This window comes from Vibrio sp. Vb1026, assembly GCF_033338745.1.
GTDB lineage: Bacteria > Pseudomonadota > Gammaproteobacteria > Enterobacterales > Vibrionaceae > Vibrio > Vibrio alginolyticus.
Genome location: NZ_JAWOTH010000010.1, coordinates 1 through 17,109, shown reverse-complemented (window position 1 = coordinate 17,109; position 17,109 = coordinate 1). Strand labels below are relative to the sequence as shown.

Here is a 17,109-nt window from a genome sequence, read left to right as displayed (position 1 = left end):
TGGTTTCGATAATCCTGAAATAAAATTACAGAAACAATGTTTTTAGTAAGGAAATTTGCCTTGCCTTCACTTTGAACCTCCATACTATTTAAACACTAGTCATGTCGAGATCATCTCAAACACAGCAAACTTACTGGCAGTTAAGGTGGGAAGCTTTAGCTAATTGATAAACTTAAAATTGCACCGCTAATGACATATGCATCATAAGTTCGTTAGCACTCGACCAGAAGTGCGATAGGCTACATTTTTATACTAGCGAACGATTTAGCGCTAGGTAATTTGGCTTTCACTAGATCAACAAGTCGACTGCGGACCATTTTCGATTCCTGATGAGTTTCAATCCAAACTGACACTTACTTTTCAGCAAGTGTGCTAGTGTCTTTCTTGTTATTTATTAAATAATTGATAAATGCCGATCTGGTAAAGAGAGTTGTGGACAGCTATCTCGAGCAGTAGACTGGCGCTAGCCAGAGAGTCTGACTTTGAGGGGAGGGCATTCTACATGAATCTTGGATTCTGCCACCGCAAAGCTGATATTGAATTTGATGGAGATGGATAATGAACGACAGTTGGGCTAATTTCTTTCCTTACTTTGCTGGAGCTTTTAAGCTTATTGTATTAGGGATAGGAGCCTACTTAGCCATTAAATGGCATTTTGACGAAGAGCGAAGGGTAAGAGAAGCGGAAGGTGTGGTGTTTGATAACCCAAGTCTCATGAAAAAGTTTGCGAAGACGCTAACTCTGCCATTCCTTTTGTGTCTTCTAGTTCTTCTTGTTATATATGCTACCAACTGGTTCATGTACTGACGGCTTTATTGTTTGTTGTAGTAAAGTTGAATGCTGCCACCTCTGAGAGTCGAGCCGTAGTTGAAGTTAACGCCTATGCCGAAATTGTCCAACCAATCAAAGGGCTTTGGTGCATAAAATAGCCATCCTATAGAAGCTTCGTAGTAATGCGGACTTCCAAGTTCGTCGCTTAAATCATGCGAAAGGTCGACTCTTTTAATCCCAGTAAATAAAGCTTGCTCACCGTGATAAACATTGTAGTAACCGGTGATTTCATTAGATAGGTACCAACCTTTAGGGTTGCCTATATTGCCGTTATTTGCGCTTCCCCAGCTGTGCCCAATGAATGAATTCAATGTCGAACTGGCATGCCATTTCCCCCAACTTGTGGGAGACGTGTATTTGGCTTTAATGGATGGTTGAACTATTGCCGCCCATGCTGAAACGTTAACGGCACGGCCGTCTAGGATTCTTCCAATGATGGATGAAAGTTTATTATCGGTAGAGAATGAGTTTTTATAACGCATAAGGTGAGTCGTCGTTCTGGTGCTAAGGGTGACGTTTTCACTTGCTTTGTATAGATACCCATAACCAATCGATGCACCGTATGTCCTTTCCTTGAGAAGATCCTTACTTGTGCCGAATAGTTTGAGATCATTCTCTGTTTGTATCGTAAATGCCTTAAACGACAGCTCATGTAAGTCCTCGCTGCCCTCTATGTCAAAGTTAGTCGTGTAAGGGAGAACATATACGGATTTGCTTCGACGTTCATTGATTGACTCGTCAGTCCCGAACTCTGGGTTGGCGGTATCAAATAATGCATTCGGATCAAAGTCGCCAATACCAAACGCAATTGCGTCAGTGTCGGACAGCAACACCGCGATAGAAAAACGTTGTTGGAGAAGGTTGCTAATTTCCTTATCTAGTGGATCCGCTTGAGCAGTGTGAGGAAGAGAGAGTAGGAGAGCGAGCGAAACGACTCGCCACTCCACTGAGGCGAAGTTGGGTTGGAACATTTTTGCTCTTTCAAATGGTTCATGCATGGAGTTTTCGGACGTACCGGTACGCTAACATTAGTTTAATCGTTGAATGGTCGGTGTAACTTTGAGAAATCTATGTTTTCTCATATTGATATGAAAAAGTTCCTTAAACGAGTTTAGCTTCAATGTGTATGCTGCACCAGATTTGTTTAGCAACATCATTCTTTTCTGAAGATGTAGCAAGACTTTGTGACTAGGTTGCATTATTTTCTTTAATGTGTCTCTTGAGAGGAAAATAGCAAACTTTTTTATTGCCTTGGCGCTCAAGAAAATCTGAATCGTTCACTGTGCTACTGGTTAACTTCGAAAACTTGTAAGCATCCTGTCTGCCAACATCACGACTAACATCATCAAGGAGTACCCTTAAATACGTCAGATAAACAATGGTTTTTTTGAGCTTTAGAAGAAATGTTCGGACCTTTGCATATTCCGCGGTGGTGCTCAATCCAAGAACTGTGTTTTGTATGTGTCCTCAGTAAATCATTGAGTCGATCTATTCTTCAAAATGTGGTCCCTTTAAATTCACTTTCTGTTACATATTTTTCGTTTTGAAAGAGCATTTTAATTTGCATCTTTTGAAAAGATCTATTTGTTAAATTTTGTATAAAATCAACTAATTGTTGAAATTAGAACCCTTGTCAAAAAGTCATTAGATTTCATGTTGAATAGCCTCTTTTACCTAATGGTATACTCTATTTGTTTGATATAATTTCCGGCAGTTTGTATACCATAAATAAAGAGAGTCTATTCATGTTCCAGAACTTAACGATCAAGCAGAAGATAGTGATTCCGCTGTCATTGATTATTGGATTGTTTATTGTGAGCTCTGTATTAAACGTTATGACAAGTTGGAAGCAATCTGAATTGAGTGAGACACTCAACGAACAGATCGTGCCGAACTTATTAACGATTGAGGATGCTTATCGCGATCTTTACCAAGCAACATCTGCAATCCAAGGTGTTGCACTTTCTGATACTCAAAACGATATTGATCATCACATCGGTGAATACAAAGACAACGCCTACAAAGCACTGCCACGTATGGAACAAATGATTGAGCTATCACAAGCCGGTGTGATGCCTTCTACACATGGTAATGAAGTTCGAACGCTTGTCTCTTTGGGTGAAAAGTGGTTAGCAAGTTATGAGGCGATGCTACGTTTACCTCAATCTCAATGGCGTGGTTACTACAATGAGCACAAACATACCTTTGAAGACCAATTTATCGAGGTTAGAGCGCAGCTTAACGTTGTAAAAGATGCAATAGAAGAAAAGCAAAGCCAATTGAAGGACGAAATATCAGCGGCTGCAACAAGAGCAGAACTCATTCTTGAGGCTGGCATTGTGATTGTTATTTTTGCCGCTATCGCGATGGCTTTTTTGTTGTTGCAAACGGTTGTGAAGCCTATCAATGATATTAAAAATGCGATGACAGAAATTGCGTCCGGTGAAGGTGATCTAAGTCAGCGAATCGATGTAAAAACACAAGACGAAATTGGCAATTTAGCAGACGCATTTAACCAGTTTGTGTCCAAAATTCAAATGACAGTCGCTCAGGTAATTGAAAGCTCAAATACCTTACGTAACGAAATGGCAAATCTTAGCTCGTTGACCACGACCATCGCGAACTCGACCGTTTCTCAGCAAAAAGATAGCGAGGCGGTAGCGGCGGCAGTGCATGAAATGCAAGTCACCAGCAGAAATGTAAGCGATAGCGCTAACGAAGCTGCGGTTGCGAGCCAAACAGCGAATGATGAACTTACCAATACCAATGTTATTTTGGATCAAACGGTTAGCTCAATTCGCAGCCTCGCAAGTGAAATCGAAAGCGCAAGCCACGTCATTAACACATTGGATCATGATGTGAGTAACATTGCGTCCGTACTGGATGTAATTCGTGGTATTGCCGAGCAAACAAACTTATTAGCGCTTAACGCAGCCATTGAAGCGGCTCGCGCTGGAGAGCAAGGGCGAGGCTTTGCTGTGGTAGCGGACGAGGTTCGTTCTTTAGCCAGTCGTACGCAACAGAGTACGGGAGAAATCCAAACCATGATTGAAAAGCTACAATCTGGTGCAGGACAAGCTGTAGAAGTGATGCGCGGTAGCCAAAATAGCAGTGATGAAACGATCAAGTCCGCTGGCCGAGCGAGTGAATCCCTTTCTGAAATCTTGAACGCGATTTCACGTATGAACGAGATGAATACACACATTGCAACGGCTGCGAGCCAGCAAAGTACAGTAAGTGACGAAGTAAATAGCAACGTACAAGGCATTGCAGACAGTAGCACTTCAATTGTGGAAATCGTAAACCAAGCGCAAGCTTCTTTAGCCATGTTGTCAGAGCAAACTCAACGTTTAGATCATCAGGTCAGTCAGTTCAAAGTATAAGCTGAGAACAGCAATCTCACTGACGAAATAACCCGCTTCTTAGCGGGTTATTTTTTAGATAAGTGGCGAACCTGACTTGTGAAATTTCGACTATATTTACATTCCTTTCTCACTTTAGTTCGTATACCAGAGTGGGCAAATAACCCTAGACAGCGGTAACAAACTCTGTACAGCGTAATGATGCTTTTATCATCACTTTTGCTGCTTTTTAACCATTGCAATTGCACACAGGAAAATGTGATTTCCAACCCAAAATCTTCAAATTTGAGAACTTCATAACACCTTTACCATAAACGTTTTTCGTAAGCGTATAGAACTGTAAATTTTGTTGTATGTACAACACTGGGTATTTATCATCCTAATTAATTTGTTCTGGATATACATCCATTAGTCATTATTAAGTCATTCTAGAAGCTTTTAATAAGGAATCTTGAAGGCTTGTCGGTAGATAAGAGAGAAAAATTCATGAGACGTAAAACCACGCTATCTCTGCTGATTGCGTCGAGCCTTTTTGTGGTTGGATGTCAACCTAGCGAAGAAGGATCGAGCCAAGGTGGGGGGCCTGCGCCCGTAACCGAAGTAGAAGTGTTAACAGTGCAGCCAACGCGCCAAGCATTGACAGTAGAGTTGCCGGGTCGTAGCAGAGCATTCAAAGAAGCAGAAGTTCGTCCGCAAGTCACTGGCATTATTTCGGAGCGAAATTTTGTTGAAGGTGGCCTTGTTGAACAAGGACAGTCGCTATATCAAATTGATGATTCATCATTTCAGGCGGATTTGCTGAGCGCTGAAGCGGAATTAATCCGTGCGCAAGCTGCGGCAGAGTCGACCTATGCCACGGTGAAGCGTTACAGAACCTTGATCACCAAAAAATCCATCAGCCAACAAGACTTGGATGAAGCAGAAGCGGCATACAAAGAAGCGAAAGCGCAGGTCCTAGTCGCAAAAGCCAAGATCAACACAGCAAAAATCAACTTAGATTATACGCAAGTCAAAGCTCCGATTAGCGGGGTGATCGGTAAATCGAGTGTGACAGCGGGTGCGTTGGTTACGGCTAACCAAGCTGCCAAATTAGCGACCATTCAGCAGCTTGACCCTATCAATGTTGATATTGTGCAATCATCCGCGCAACTGCTGCGTTTGAAAGCATCACTCTCCCAAGGCCATATGCAAGAAGATGACTCTGCGCAAGTTACATTGATGCTTGAAGATGGCAGCACTTACGAACACAAAGGCACAATGAAATTTACTGAGGTCAATGTGAACGAAAGTACGGGCAGCGTGACGCTTCGTGCCGAATTCCCAAACCCTGACGGTTTGTTGCTACCTGGAATGTTTGTTCGTGCGACGGTCATTACTGGTGTCGACCCTGATGCGATTCTAATACCACAAAATACGGTATCTCGTGATGCGACAGGTAAAGCGACAGTGATGACGGTTAATGGCGAGAACAAAGTGGAAGCGAAACCAGTGAAGACTGCCGAAGCGATCAATAGCCAATGGCGCATTATTGATGGTTTGAACGCGGGTGATAAAGTCATTACCGCCGGTTTACAAAAGGTAGGGCCAGGCAGTTCGGTAACTATCCAAAACGGTGAACAGGAGTAATCATGGCACGATTTTTTATCGATCGTCCGGTATTTGCTTGGGTTCTCGCGATTCTAACGATGTTGGCGGGGGTAATGTCATTATTCAATTTACCCGTCTCGCAATACCCAACGATTTCACCGACGACGATCACCATCAGTGCTCGCTATCCAGGTGCATCAGCAAAAACCGTTGAAGACTCGGTAACGCAGGTTATCGAGCAAAACATGACAGGATTAGATTACCTTCGCTACCTATCATCGAGCAGTGATGCATTTGGTAATGCGACAATTACCCTGACGTTTGATAGCGAAGCTGATCCTGATATCGCGCAAGTACAGGTGCAGAACAAACTGCAATTGGCATTGACTTCATTGCCGATGGAGGTACAAAACCAAGGTATTGTCGTCAATAAATCCAATACGGCATTTCTCATGGTTGTCGCAGTTTATTCTGAAGATCCTGACTTTACAGAAAACGATATCGGCGACTTTGTTGTAACGAATATTCAAGACCCGATAAGTCGTGTAACTGGCGTAGGACAAGTGCAGGCGTTTGGTGCGCAGTATGCGATGCGAGTTTGGCTGGATCCATTTAAGCTTACGCAATTCAACTTGACCGCGATCGACGTAGCAAATGCAATCAGTGAACAGAACGCGCAAGTTTCTTCAGGTCAACTTGGTGCGGCACCTGCGCAGGAGGGTCAGTTGTTGAATGCTACGATTTCTTCTGCAAGTCGTTTGAGCAGTGTAGAAGAGTTCCAAGACATCATTCTTAAGTCCGACGCCAGTGGTTCGAATGTTTATTTGAAAGATGTAGCTCGCGTTGAGCGTGGTGCAGAAAGTTATGATATTCGAGGCCAATATAATGGCTTCCCAGCATCGGGGTTAGGTATTTCATTAGGTACTGGCGCAAACGCGCTTGAGACAGCCAATGCGGTAAAAGAGCGCTTAGAACAACTGAGTGCAACGTTCCCAGAAGGGTTGCAGATTGCTTACCCATTTGAAACAACACCATTCGTCAAAGCCTCGATTCAAGAAGTAGTTAAAACGCTATTAGAAGCTATTCTTCTTGTGTTCTTAATCATGTACCTGTTCTTGCAGAACTTCCGTGCGACGATCATTCCAACGATCGCAGTGCCTGTCGTATTGCTCGGAACCTTCGCTATTTTGTACGCGACTGGATTTAGCGTAAACACGTTAACCATGTTCGCGATGGTTCTGGCTATCGGTTTGCTGGTGGATGATGCCATCGTTGTGGTGGAAAACGTCGAGCGTGTGATGCATGAAGATGGTTTAGAGCCCAAAGAAGCGACCAAAAAATCGATGGGGCAGATCACTGGTGCCCTGATTGGTGTGGGGTTGACGCTTTCAGCGGTATTCGTCCCTATGGCGTTTATGTCTGGTTCTACCGGGGTTATTTACCGTCAGTTCTCGATAACTATTGTGGCGGCTATGACGCTTTCCGTTTTGGTTGCGATAATTCTGACTCCGGCATTGTGCGCTACGTTGCTGAAAAAAGGCGATGCTGAGCTTCTAGAGAAGAAAGGCTTCTTTGGCTGGTTTAACCGCAAGTTTGATGCGATGACAGCAGGCTATGAAACCGGCGTTGCCAAACTTCTAAAACGCACAGGTCGCATGTTGGTTGTATTTTTGGCAATGAGTGCAGGTGCTGGCTGGTTATTTATGAACCTTCCAACGTCATTTTTGCCAGATGAAGACCAAGGCACAGTATTCTCAATGGCTATTTTGCCGCCTAACTCAACACAAGAACAGACGGAAAAAACACTTGAGAAAATGCGTGACTTTTACCTAGTAGACGAAAAAGACAATGTAAAATCCGTCTTCTCTGTTGCGGGCTTTAGTTTCGCAGGTCAAGGCCAAAACATGGGGATGGCATTTATCGGCCTGAAAGATTGGTCTGAGCGTGAAGCGCCTGGCGCTGATGCGGCTTCCATTACGGGCCGAGCGATGGGGTACTTCTCTACCATTAAAGAAGCTTTGGTGTTTGCGTTCGCCCCTCCAGCGATTCAAGAGCTAGGTAACTCGACAGGTTTCGATTTCTATCTCCAAGACTCGTTGAATAAAGGGCACGATGCATTAGTTGCGGCTCAAGGGCAACTTCTGGGCATGGCAGCACAAAACCCGAAACTTGTCGGTGTTCGTCCAAACGGTCAGGCAGATGCGCCAATGTACAAAGTGAACATTGACCACGTCAAACTTCGTGCTTTGGATGTCAGTATCAATGACGTAAACCAAATCCTGTCAGCTGCATGGGGCGGGGCTTACATTAACGATTATATTGACCGCGGTCGTGTGAAGAAAGTGATGGTGCAAAGTGATGCGGAATACCGCATGCAGCCAAAAGACTTCGATTCATGGTACGTACGCAACGCTAAGGGAGAGATGGTGCCTTTCTCTGCTTTTGCGAGTGGCGAGTGGACATATGGTTCTCCTCTTTTGCAGCGCTTTGATGGTTTGCCAGCAATGAATATTCAAGGCGGTGCAGCTCCTGGTGTAAGTACTGGTGAAGCCATGGAAGAAATTGAAGCAATGGTAGAAAAGCTACCAGAAGGTTTCACGGTGAACTGGAATGGTATTTCGTATGAAGAGCGCCTTTCCGGAAACCAAGCGCCGATGCTATATGCGCTATCTATCCTCGTCGTATTCTTAGTTCTTGCCGCTTTGTATGAAAGTTGGTCAGTACCTTTCGCCGTGGTGTTAGTTGTTCCTCTTGGTGTGCTTGGTGCTGTGCTTGCGGTAATGACGCGCAGTATGGATAACGATGTGTTCTTCCAGGTGAGCTTATTAACTACGGTCGGCTTGGCAACCAAAAACGCCATTCTGATTGTTGAGTTTGCAAAGGACTACTATGAGAAAGGCGCTGGGCTTATCGAAGCAACCTTACATGCTGTTCGCGTTCGTCTGCGCCCAATTATCATGACATCGCTTGCTTTTGGTTTGGGTGTGGTACCACTTGCTATCAGTTCAGGTGTGGGATCGGCAGGTCAAAACGCAGTAGGTACCGGCGTACTTGGTGGCATGATCAGTGCCACGATATTGGGTATATTCTTCGTCCCAATCTTCTTTGTAGTGGTTGAGCGATTGTTTGATCGACGTGCGAGAAAAGAGTCGGAGGCAGAGTTGTCTGAGACCAGCACTAAACCCACTCAGCAAAGCGAGTAGGACTTGGTTGTTTTAACTGAGTTATACTAGTGATAATAAACACGATTAAAGGGCGCTTCGGCGCTCTTTATTTTATGTTTTCACTTGGTGGTTACCGTCTATGACGCGAGCCTGAAAGACGGCGTGTTGTGTGCAGTATCAGCACAGCCTTTTCGGCCGAATGAAAGCCTAAAGAAGAAAAACGACGATGAAAGATCAGAAAATTTCCCCAATTTCCGTTTTGGATCAAAGCCCTATGTTTGTCTGCGGTGTGATGCAGCGTATGTACCGCAATCGTGCCCAAGCCGAGCTGTCTCGGCAAAATTTGATGACACTAGAAATGGCAAGTGCACTGGCCGCTTTAGAAGAATTTCAACCTATGAGCCAGCAAGCGTTGGCTGATGCGGTTCGAACTGAGCGAAGTGTAGCAAAGCGGATGGTGGACAATCTGGAAAAGAGAGGGTTTGTTCAAGTTTCTAAAAGTAAATCGAATCAGCGCCTTAAAATGCTAAGCATGACAAAAGAGGGAGCAAATGCTTTAAAGCAAGTTCATCAAATCATGACGAATTTACAGAAAGAGTTTTTTTCTTGTTTGTCGGAATCTGAAGCGAGTGAATTTTTTCGTCTGGTAAGAAAGCTCACTTTTGCGAATCACGACCAGTAACTGACATCAATGCCGTTTAGCGTTTTTATTTTATCGCGGACCAATTATATTAAGCTGTAGAACTTAAGAAATAGGATGCCCAACGTACAGGTCACGGTAGAAAGCACCGTAGTGAGTGCGATGATATTTGCAGCTAACGTGGCATTGCCTCCCATGGAACGCGCCATGACATAGCTGGCAGCAGCGACTGGAGAGGCGTTCATAAAGAAAAGAATACCTAGCTCAATTCCTCGAAACCCTACTAAGTAAGCTCCCATGGTGATGATGACTGGCGCTACGATGAGCTTGTAACTGCTCGCAAACCAAGATGGACCTTTCTCTTTTCTCATCAAGCTAAAGTCAAGTGAGCCACCCGTACACAACAGCGCTAAAGGCAATGTCATTTTGGACAAGTAGTCTCCTGCGTCAATAACCACATTCGGTACTGGAATAGCGAGTAAATAAAAAGCCATTCCTAGAACAATGGAGATTATGAGCGGATTCCTAGTCAGTGTTCGGCCCATCATCTTTGCTGCTTGCGAGGCAGACGTTGCCCCCTTGGGCGATAAGCAAATTACCGCTTGGACGTTATAAATAAATGTGGTGACCGCGACATAGAGCGCTGCTAGCGCCACACCTTGAGAACCATACGCATTGGCAACGTAAGCGATACCAATAATACCTGTATTTGCTCGGAACCCACCTTGGATGAGAACGCCTTGGTCAGGCGATGCTTTGAACAGAAGTTTGACGGAAAGGTAGGTGAAAATGAAAAACGAAATACTAGCGATGACGCCGAAATTGACGAATCCACTTGCCGCGGAAAAGTCGTGTTCTGAAGCCACAATGCTGACAAATAACATCGCAGGCAAGGTAACTTGAAACACCAGCTTAGAGCCTACTTCGATAAAATTATCGTTGATTAGACCAAAGCGCTTAAAAAGAACGCCAAGTACCAACATCAAACAGATAGGTCCGGTTATCGACAAAGAGAATTGCAACTGATGTAAAACAGCTTCCATGTAAGTATCCGCAGCAAAAGAAAAAAGTGTTCCTGCTGCCTATTAAGCCACAAACCCGGAGGGTAGGACAGTAACGTAATGAAATTTTCTTCTGTTGTAGGTTCCGGAGTCATTTACACTCCAAGTTATGGACGAGGTCCCAATTTAACAAAGCGGTACTGGTCCTACGTGCGATATGTTGGTTAACTCGTTGTCGTGATGCATCCACATGCGTATTAGATGTGAGGGCTGGTCATCGTAGTTATGGATAGGAGTTCATCAATGAAAAGGAAACACAACAAAACTGTACTGTGTGCGTTTGTCTCTGGTTCGGTATTTGGTGCGGTTTTGGTCATTGCGATGTCTTTACCAATGTAATCCTCTTAATTCGCTGTTGGAACACTCACACTAATTCAGTACAAAACAGATTGAGTTCTGCGGTGTGTGCTGTTAGTTTAAAAAACATGAAAATACACGTTCGCCCTTCATTAACAACCTTCTCTTGGTGGCGCTCTAAATAGAGCGGCGCGGAATACTTACATTCTTAAGCTGCTGGATGGTAGCTAAGAGTGTTTGATCTTTTTATCTCCAGTAGCGATCTATTAAATACTTGGAGACAAATATGAATAGCCATAAAAATACATCTCAGCGTGAAATTATACTTACCGGAGATCGAGCAACAGGTCCATTACACCTCGGGCACTATATTGGTTCATTGCAACAACGAGTCAAATTGCAAACGGAGCACGAGCAAACGATCTTGGTCGCGGACATGCAAGGGTTGACGGATAACGCGCATAATCCATCAAAGGTATCCTCTAATATTCTCAATGTCGTTGCAGATTATTTGGCTGTTGGTATCAACCCCGCTCAAACTACGATCACGTTGCAATCTCAAATTCCAGCGTTAGCCGAGTTGACAATGTATTACAGTAATCTTGTTTCTATCGCACGATTAGAGCGAAACCCCACGGTTAAAAATGAGATTCAAAGTAAAGGCTTTGAACGCTCTATTCCCGCAGGCTTTTTAACGTATCCAATTTCTCAAGCTGCTGATATTACGGGGTTTCATGCGACGCTAGTACCAGTGGGTGATGACCAGCTGCCGATGTTAGAGCAAACTAATGAAATCGTGAGAAAAATAAACCATCTGGGTGGAAAAGAAGTTCTTAGAGAATGCCGTCCATTACTTAGCGATGCACCTCGTTTGCCGAGTACTGACGGTAAAAATAAGATGTCTAAAAGCATGGGGAACGCAATCAACTTAGGGGCCTCCGAAAAGGAGATTTCCGCGGCAGTGAAATCTATGTATACCGATCCCAATCATCTGAAAATTGAGGACCCAGGCCAAGTCGAAGGGAATATTGTATTCATCTACCTCGATGCTTTTCATCCTGATAAAAATTATGTCGAAAAGCTAAAAGACCATTATCGACGAGGTGGGTTAGGTGATGGTTTGACCAAGAAAGTGTTAGAAGAATGCTTACAAGAGATGCTTCGCCCTATTCGAGAAAAGCGCGCTATGTATTTGAATGATAAAGCGCAGCTGATTGATATTTTAAAACAAGGTAGTGAGCGTTCTCGCGAGAAAACCGAAAAAGTGCTATTTGATGTGAAAGATGTATTTGGTTTAAATTTGTTCTGAATTAAAAGTAGAGAGTTGAACATAAGGCACGACGGCTGGTTAGCAACGTGCCTTTTTAAGTTCCCAGTCAGTCAAAGCGCATTGTTAAGAAGAAAAAAATTCACGACGAAAATCCGCGACTTCTTGTTGGTAATAGCTTTGCCATTCCGGTTCTGACAAATTTGAATGGCTAGAAGCTCTTTGCGTTCTTAGCTTGGACTCAAGTTGTTGTAATGCTTGTTGGTAATCTTTGACTTGTTTTTTTTGCTCTGTAATTTGCTGCTGACGAGCATGAATGTTTTTACTTTCTTCTTTCGTTAAGTAAGTTCGTTCTAGCTCTGCGATGAGCGCCAAGCGATCTGGTAGGCTCATACTATTAGGAATCAGGGTGACCGCACGCTCATATTTTTCCTGGTCGCTTGTTAGCCCGATAGCACCTGCATGTTCTTGCCAGTCAATGGTGAGTTGCTCGAAAGCTCGCAAAAAGTTATCTGGGCTTTGAGTGTCCAGCTTTTGGGCTTCTAAGTTGAAATCGTACAGCGCGAACTCATCCGCGAAAACAACATCAGCCAATTCTCCCCAGATGCTTCTTGCTTCGTTCTTCAGCTGTGCAATACGCGACGCCAGTGATTGTTGCTTATCAAATAACAAATTTCCTACACTCTCTTGCCATTGGCTGCTGAGCTGAGGGTAGTTCGCCAAAAGCTGGAATCGAGCTGAAGATAAATGCGCCTCAAACAAGGCGATCTGCTCTTCACAACTACGGTTCAACATACACTCATGCCAAAACGTCTCAAGTTCAGCGACAAGTTTCCTGCCTTTGAGTTGAGTTAATCGCTCAGTCGTTATTTGAACTGTGGAAGGGAGGTTAGCTGTTTGTGGTGAAGTATCCGTATCGGGCACGATGCTGCTTGTTTGTGGTGATGTACTGGAGACACTCTGATTTTTTGTCTTAGGGGAAGGAGAGGAAGCGAGCTCTTTTTTTTGAACATCGTGATTGAAAGTTAAAAATATCATGCCCGCCATAATGGCGGACATGATTATCAAAGCGATTTTCTTCATGGCTTGATTGTTGCGCTTACTGGGAAATGGTCAGAAAGGTTATAGTGTTTCCATAAACTCTCTGCGGTTGTGCGCGGCACGTCTACACGGTTGTCATTGAATGATTTCACCCCGTATTCACTACTCACCATAACATAGTCAAGGTATTCCACGTTTTCGCCACCTGATAACGCTTCACCTGCGAAGTTATTGATACGGGGATCAAAGGTTGACTCCGTGTAACCAGAGTAGTGAGGCTCTATGGCACTTAAGTTAGCGATCATTTGTTGGTAGTCACCAGGGAACTTTCTTTTGTTTACGTTAAAGTCGCCGCTGTAAACCACAGTTTCGCTTGAAGGAATGTTAAGAGATTGGGCGAGTGCGCGGATTTGTTTGAACTGGCGCTGACGATACTCACGGGCGGTGTCTGTATCGAAAGATGCGGTATGGGTAGCAAACACGTGGTAAGCCTGACCACCTTTAATTATTTCCGCATAATTTACGCCTTTATCGGCAAAGCAGTCTGTACCAGAGCAATCGGGAAAGACATATTGCGCTTCATTCACGATAGGGTAGCGACTAACTATGATTACGCCACCATCATGAATATTAACGCCTTCTTTATCTAACATCTTTGTTTGGTAAGGATATTCCTTGGCTAACTCACGTAAGAATGCTTCACGGCCGCTGGCAAACACCTCTTGCAGCGCCAAAACATCGTAACCTTTTACATGTTGAGGAATCAGTTCGTAACGATCTCCAATGTGCGATGCAATAGCCGTCAACGCCCAGATGTTATAAGTCATCAACTTAAGGTTTTGTTCTTCGTTGTCGACAGACTCCGCTACCTTGCTTGGCGTGATGGTGTAGTAAAGATCATCATATCGAGCGGTACTGTCTGACTTAAATGCCAGTTCGGTTTCTCTCGTACCAAAAGCGTTAGTGTTGGCACGATGAATGTTACGATCATCTTTGAGAGATAACTCGACATCGGCTGCGGATAAGCCGTATTCAATGGTCGAATTGTACCAATGGCCTTCCATTATTTGATTGAGTGTTATGCTTTCACCTTCGGGGCTAGAAACCACAGTTTCAAAACGGTAAGTTTGATTTGATTTCACGCCCTCCCAGCGGTTGAAGCTTAATACAGATTTAGTTTCCCACGGACCAAGTACCTGCACATGTTGTTGCCACTCTTCTCCGTATTGAAGCAAATCACTGCCTTCATGTTTTACTTGAATAGTTAACGGTTGATCAGAGTTATTCGTTAGGTAAACGTCGGTATCTGCAATGCTGGGTAACGCTATCAAGCTACTTAATAAAAGGCTCCACTGCGAAAATTTCATCTTATTTTTCCATCATTTGAACTAGAGCAATCATTCTTGTTTATAAATGTTACTTGCACGTTAAATATGGATGACATCTAAGCCAGCGCTGAAAATTGTTATCAGAATGTGATCTTTATTCAATGGTTAGGATGGGGGTATTGAGTGTGTGGCCGTTAAAGCGGTGGAAAATAGTACCAACAGTCAACGAATTGCATTCACCGCAATCAAGCTGTCATCTTTGCTCTATAAGTTGTGCGGCGTCATTCATCTAGCTATATGGCTAGAACTCAAATTGATAGATGGAGCACCATGGCTAGAGCAGTAAATCCAACCGATGAAACCATCATTAAATTGTTACAAGAGCAAGGTTTGATTAGAAGTGAAGCAGAAGCGCGTTTAAAGAAAGAGGTGTACCGCTTGCAACCTAATGAGATAGCAAAAGTAAAAAATTATGCCCAGCATTTTGGGATAAATGCGAAAGAAAAGCTCATCGATGAGATCTTGGATCTGCGCCGAGAAGCGCTCATGAAAAGATGTAGACACAATACGGAGCATGCGAGCCTATCTCTAAAATAGCATGTGATAAAACTATCAATTACTGGTCAAGATTTGATCTCTCAAGCCGATGTATATAAGAGCGTTCAATGATATCGAGCGCAAAAAACAGTGCGTTTTAGAGGTTAAGCTTTCACTTAAGTGAGAGGTTTGGAAAGGCTGCGGGGAGAAAGTGCATGCGTATTAAAGACTTAAGTGTCGTAAAGAAAATATCGGTTAGTTATTTAACCGTTTTTGCCGTGTTTGGTTTAATGTCAGTAATGTTGGTGCAAGGTTTGTTAACACTGAATAAAGACATCTCAGTGCTAACAGATAAAAGTTTACCTTCTGTTGCGATTTTGAAAGGTATCCAAGTTGATATTACTAAAGTGCGTAAAGATGAGTTCTCTTTATTGCCAAACGCAAATCACCCCAAAATTGGTGAGTGGTTAAAAGGCCTCGACCAATGGCGTTCTGATGTGCAGGCTGGTATTGCAGAATACGAAAAGCTCGACCTTAATAAGCGTGAAACGCAGTCCTTTAGCGTTTTTAAAGAAACTTGGAATCAATACATCAAAGAAACGAAGACTTACAACGTATTGCTAAGCCAAGGCGATGCTGAAAGTGCAAATGATGTAATTTTATCAAGTTTCGATACCTACTCAAAAGCGTTGAGCAGCTTGGATGATACCCTCGCGTTGAACGATGAGTTGGTGAATTTGATTGGTGAAGAAGTACAAAGTGAAGCGGCATTTACACAATACAGCGCTGCTGTTGGTGCGCTTGTCGTCGCATTGGTCATGGTAATGTCTGCCATGTTGCTTTCTCGAGTCATCTGCGGGCCTGTTGATCGAGCACTGGAATTCGCTTCCAAAATCGCCAAGGGTCAATTGAATAATCAAATCGACGAAAGCGAATTGAGCAAAGACGAGTTAGGAACGCTGCTCAAAGAGCTTGTCGGTATGCAAACAAACTTACATTCGTTGGTTTCTGAGATTAATGACTCAACGATTCAGCTAACGGCAGCAGTAGAGGAAGTGAGTGCTATTTCTTCTCAGACCGCTTCTGGTATGCAAAATCAACAAATTGAACTTAGCTCGGTGGCTTCTGCGATGACAGAAATGCAAGCTGCTGTAAGTGAAGTGGCACAAAATACCGAAGTTGGCGCAACCTCTGCTTATTCGGCTGCGGAAGTGGCAAAGCAAGGAACGGTGACGTTACAACAAACTATCGCAGTAATTGAGCGTGTATCACATACGATCCAAGAATCAGATGAACTGGCACGTGAGCTTGAATCGAGCTCAAACAATATCAATGTGGTCGTAGATGTGATCCGCGGGATTGCCGAGCAAACAAACTTGTTAGCACTGAACGCCGCAATTGAAGCCGCTCGGGCTGGTGAACAAGGACGTGGGTTTGCTGTTGTGGCAGATGAGGTTCGTTCTCTGGCGCAACGCACTCAAGACTCCACTTCACAAATTGTGGAAATTGTTAATCAACTACAAGAGAGCAGCAGTAAAATAGGGCATTCAAGCCGTGATTGTCAGGAGGGTATTTCTCAGTGTGTTGAGCAAGTTAATGACGCTGATAGCCAGATAAAAGAAATTGAACATTCTGTCGATAACATAGCGCAAATGAGCACACAAATCGCAACGGCGTGCAGTGAGCAGAATTCTGTATCCGAAGAGCTGAATCGCAGTGTGGAGCATATTAATAGTGCTTCAACAGAGATGGCTGAGGGAGCTTCACAAACGGCTGTGGCTTGTCAGCAGATTAGTAGCCTAGCGCACAACTTGAAAACTCGAATGGGTTCATTCCAGCTCTAGTTGTTGTGTTTCAGCTTTATTCCTAACCTCATTGCTACAATAAATAAGCCGGACGAAATGTCCGGCTTATTTATTTTCAGCCCTAAACCACCTACTTCAGTAGGTGGTTATCATCCGTTTCGGCTTTGCCTGTAAAACTACTCATGCTAA

General features: G+C 43.8%; 12 protein-coding genes. 8 read left to right on the top strand and 4 right to left on the bottom strand.

Translation table 11 applies throughout. The annotated features are described in order from the left end of the window. Nucleotides 1-558 precede the first annotated feature (558 nt). A complete protein-coding gene (locus R7E47_RS15295; RefSeq protein WP_064368010.1) occupies nt 559-807 on the top strand; it encodes a hypothetical protein in 249 nt (82 codons plus the stop codon). Nucleotides 808-812: 5 nt separating this feature from the next. On the opposite strand, the gene R7E47_RS15290 is transcribed toward R7E47_RS15295, so the two are convergent. Next, on the bottom strand, nt 813-1,802 hold the full coding sequence (locus tag R7E47_RS15290; RefSeq protein WP_318084585.1) for a Solitary outer membrane autotransporter beta-barrel domain: 990 nt from the start codon (nt 1,800-1,802) through the stop codon (nt 813-815). 774 nt (nt 1,803-2,576) lie between these two features. Between R7E47_RS15290 and R7E47_RS15285 the strand changes: the two genes are divergently transcribed. The 4 genes from R7E47_RS15285 to R7E47_RS15270 all read left to right on the top strand — a co-directional run bounded on the left by R7E47_RS15285 (nt 2,577) and on the right by R7E47_RS15270 (nt 9,626). Then, on the top strand, nt 2,577-4,214 hold the full coding sequence (locus R7E47_RS15285; protein WP_053307463.1) for a methyl-accepting chemotaxis protein: 1,638 nt from the start codon (nt 2,577-2,579) through the stop codon (nt 4,212-4,214). A gap of 465 nt (nt 4,215-4,679) precedes the next feature. Continuing rightward, nucleotides 4,680-5,819, top strand: coding sequence for an efflux RND transporter periplasmic adaptor subunit (locus R7E47_RS15280; protein ID WP_017635040.1), 1,140 nt, complete (start codon nt 4,680-4,682; stop codon nt 5,817-5,819). 2 nt (nt 5,820-5,821) lie between these two features. Next, nucleotides 5,822-8,983 carry an efflux RND transporter permease subunit gene (locus R7E47_RS15275; protein ID WP_005378264.1) on the top strand — a complete coding sequence of 1,054 codons (3,162 nt, stop codon included), beginning with the start codon at nt 5,822-5,824 and terminating at the stop codon, nt 8,981-8,983. A gap of 187 nt (nt 8,984-9,170) precedes the next feature. Next, nucleotides 9,171-9,626, top strand: coding sequence for a MarR family winged helix-turn-helix transcriptional regulator (locus tag R7E47_RS15270; protein ID WP_017635039.1), 456 nt, complete (start codon nt 9,171-9,173; stop codon nt 9,624-9,626). 44 nt (nt 9,627-9,670) lie between these two features. Here R7E47_RS15270 and R7E47_RS15265 read toward each other — a convergent pair whose 3' ends face one another. Beyond that, nucleotides 9,671-10,627, bottom strand: coding sequence for an AEC family transporter (locus R7E47_RS15265; protein ID WP_025766898.1), 957 nt, complete (start codon nt 10,625-10,627; stop codon nt 9,671-9,673). A 601-nt stretch (nt 10,628-11,228) separates the two neighbouring features. Here R7E47_RS15265 and trpS point away from each other — a divergent pair. Continuing rightward, nucleotides 11,229-12,251 (top strand): tryptophan--tRNA ligase, encoded by a 1,023-nt coding sequence (trpS, locus tag R7E47_RS15260; protein ID WP_318084583.1) that lies wholly within the window; start codon nt 11,229-11,231, stop codon nt 12,249-12,251. An 84-nt stretch (nt 12,252-12,335) separates the two neighbouring features. Here the strand turns inward: trpS and R7E47_RS15255 are convergent, their stop codons facing one another. Continuing rightward, nucleotides 12,336-13,292, bottom strand: coding sequence for a hypothetical protein (locus tag R7E47_RS15255; protein ID WP_047100813.1), 957 nt, complete (start codon nt 13,290-13,292; stop codon nt 12,336-12,338). Next, on the bottom strand, nt 13,289-14,617 hold the full coding sequence (locus R7E47_RS15250; RefSeq protein WP_318084581.1) for a sphingomyelin phosphodiesterase: 1,329 nt from the start codon (nt 14,615-14,617) through the stop codon (nt 13,289-13,291). Before R7E47_RS15250 ends, R7E47_RS15255 begins: the two co-directional genes overlap by 4 nt. A 291-nt stretch (nt 14,618-14,908) precedes the next feature. Between R7E47_RS15250 and R7E47_RS15245 the strand changes: the two genes are divergently transcribed. Together R7E47_RS15245 and R7E47_RS15240 are read left to right on the top strand one after the other, a co-directional pair. Continuing rightward, the gene (locus R7E47_RS15245; protein ID WP_017634954.1) at nt 14,909-15,175 is read left to right on the top strand and encodes a hypothetical protein; all 267 of its coding nucleotides are present in this window, start codon (nt 14,909-14,911) and stop codon (nt 15,173-15,175) included. Between the two features lie 155 nt (nt 15,176-15,330). Further along, nucleotides 15,331-16,959 carry a methyl-accepting chemotaxis protein gene (locus R7E47_RS15240; RefSeq protein WP_318084579.1) on the top strand — a complete coding sequence of 543 codons (1,629 nt, stop codon included), beginning with the start codon at nt 15,331-15,333 and terminating at the stop codon, nt 16,957-16,959. The last annotated feature ends 150 nt before the right edge of the window (nt 16,960-17,109 follow it).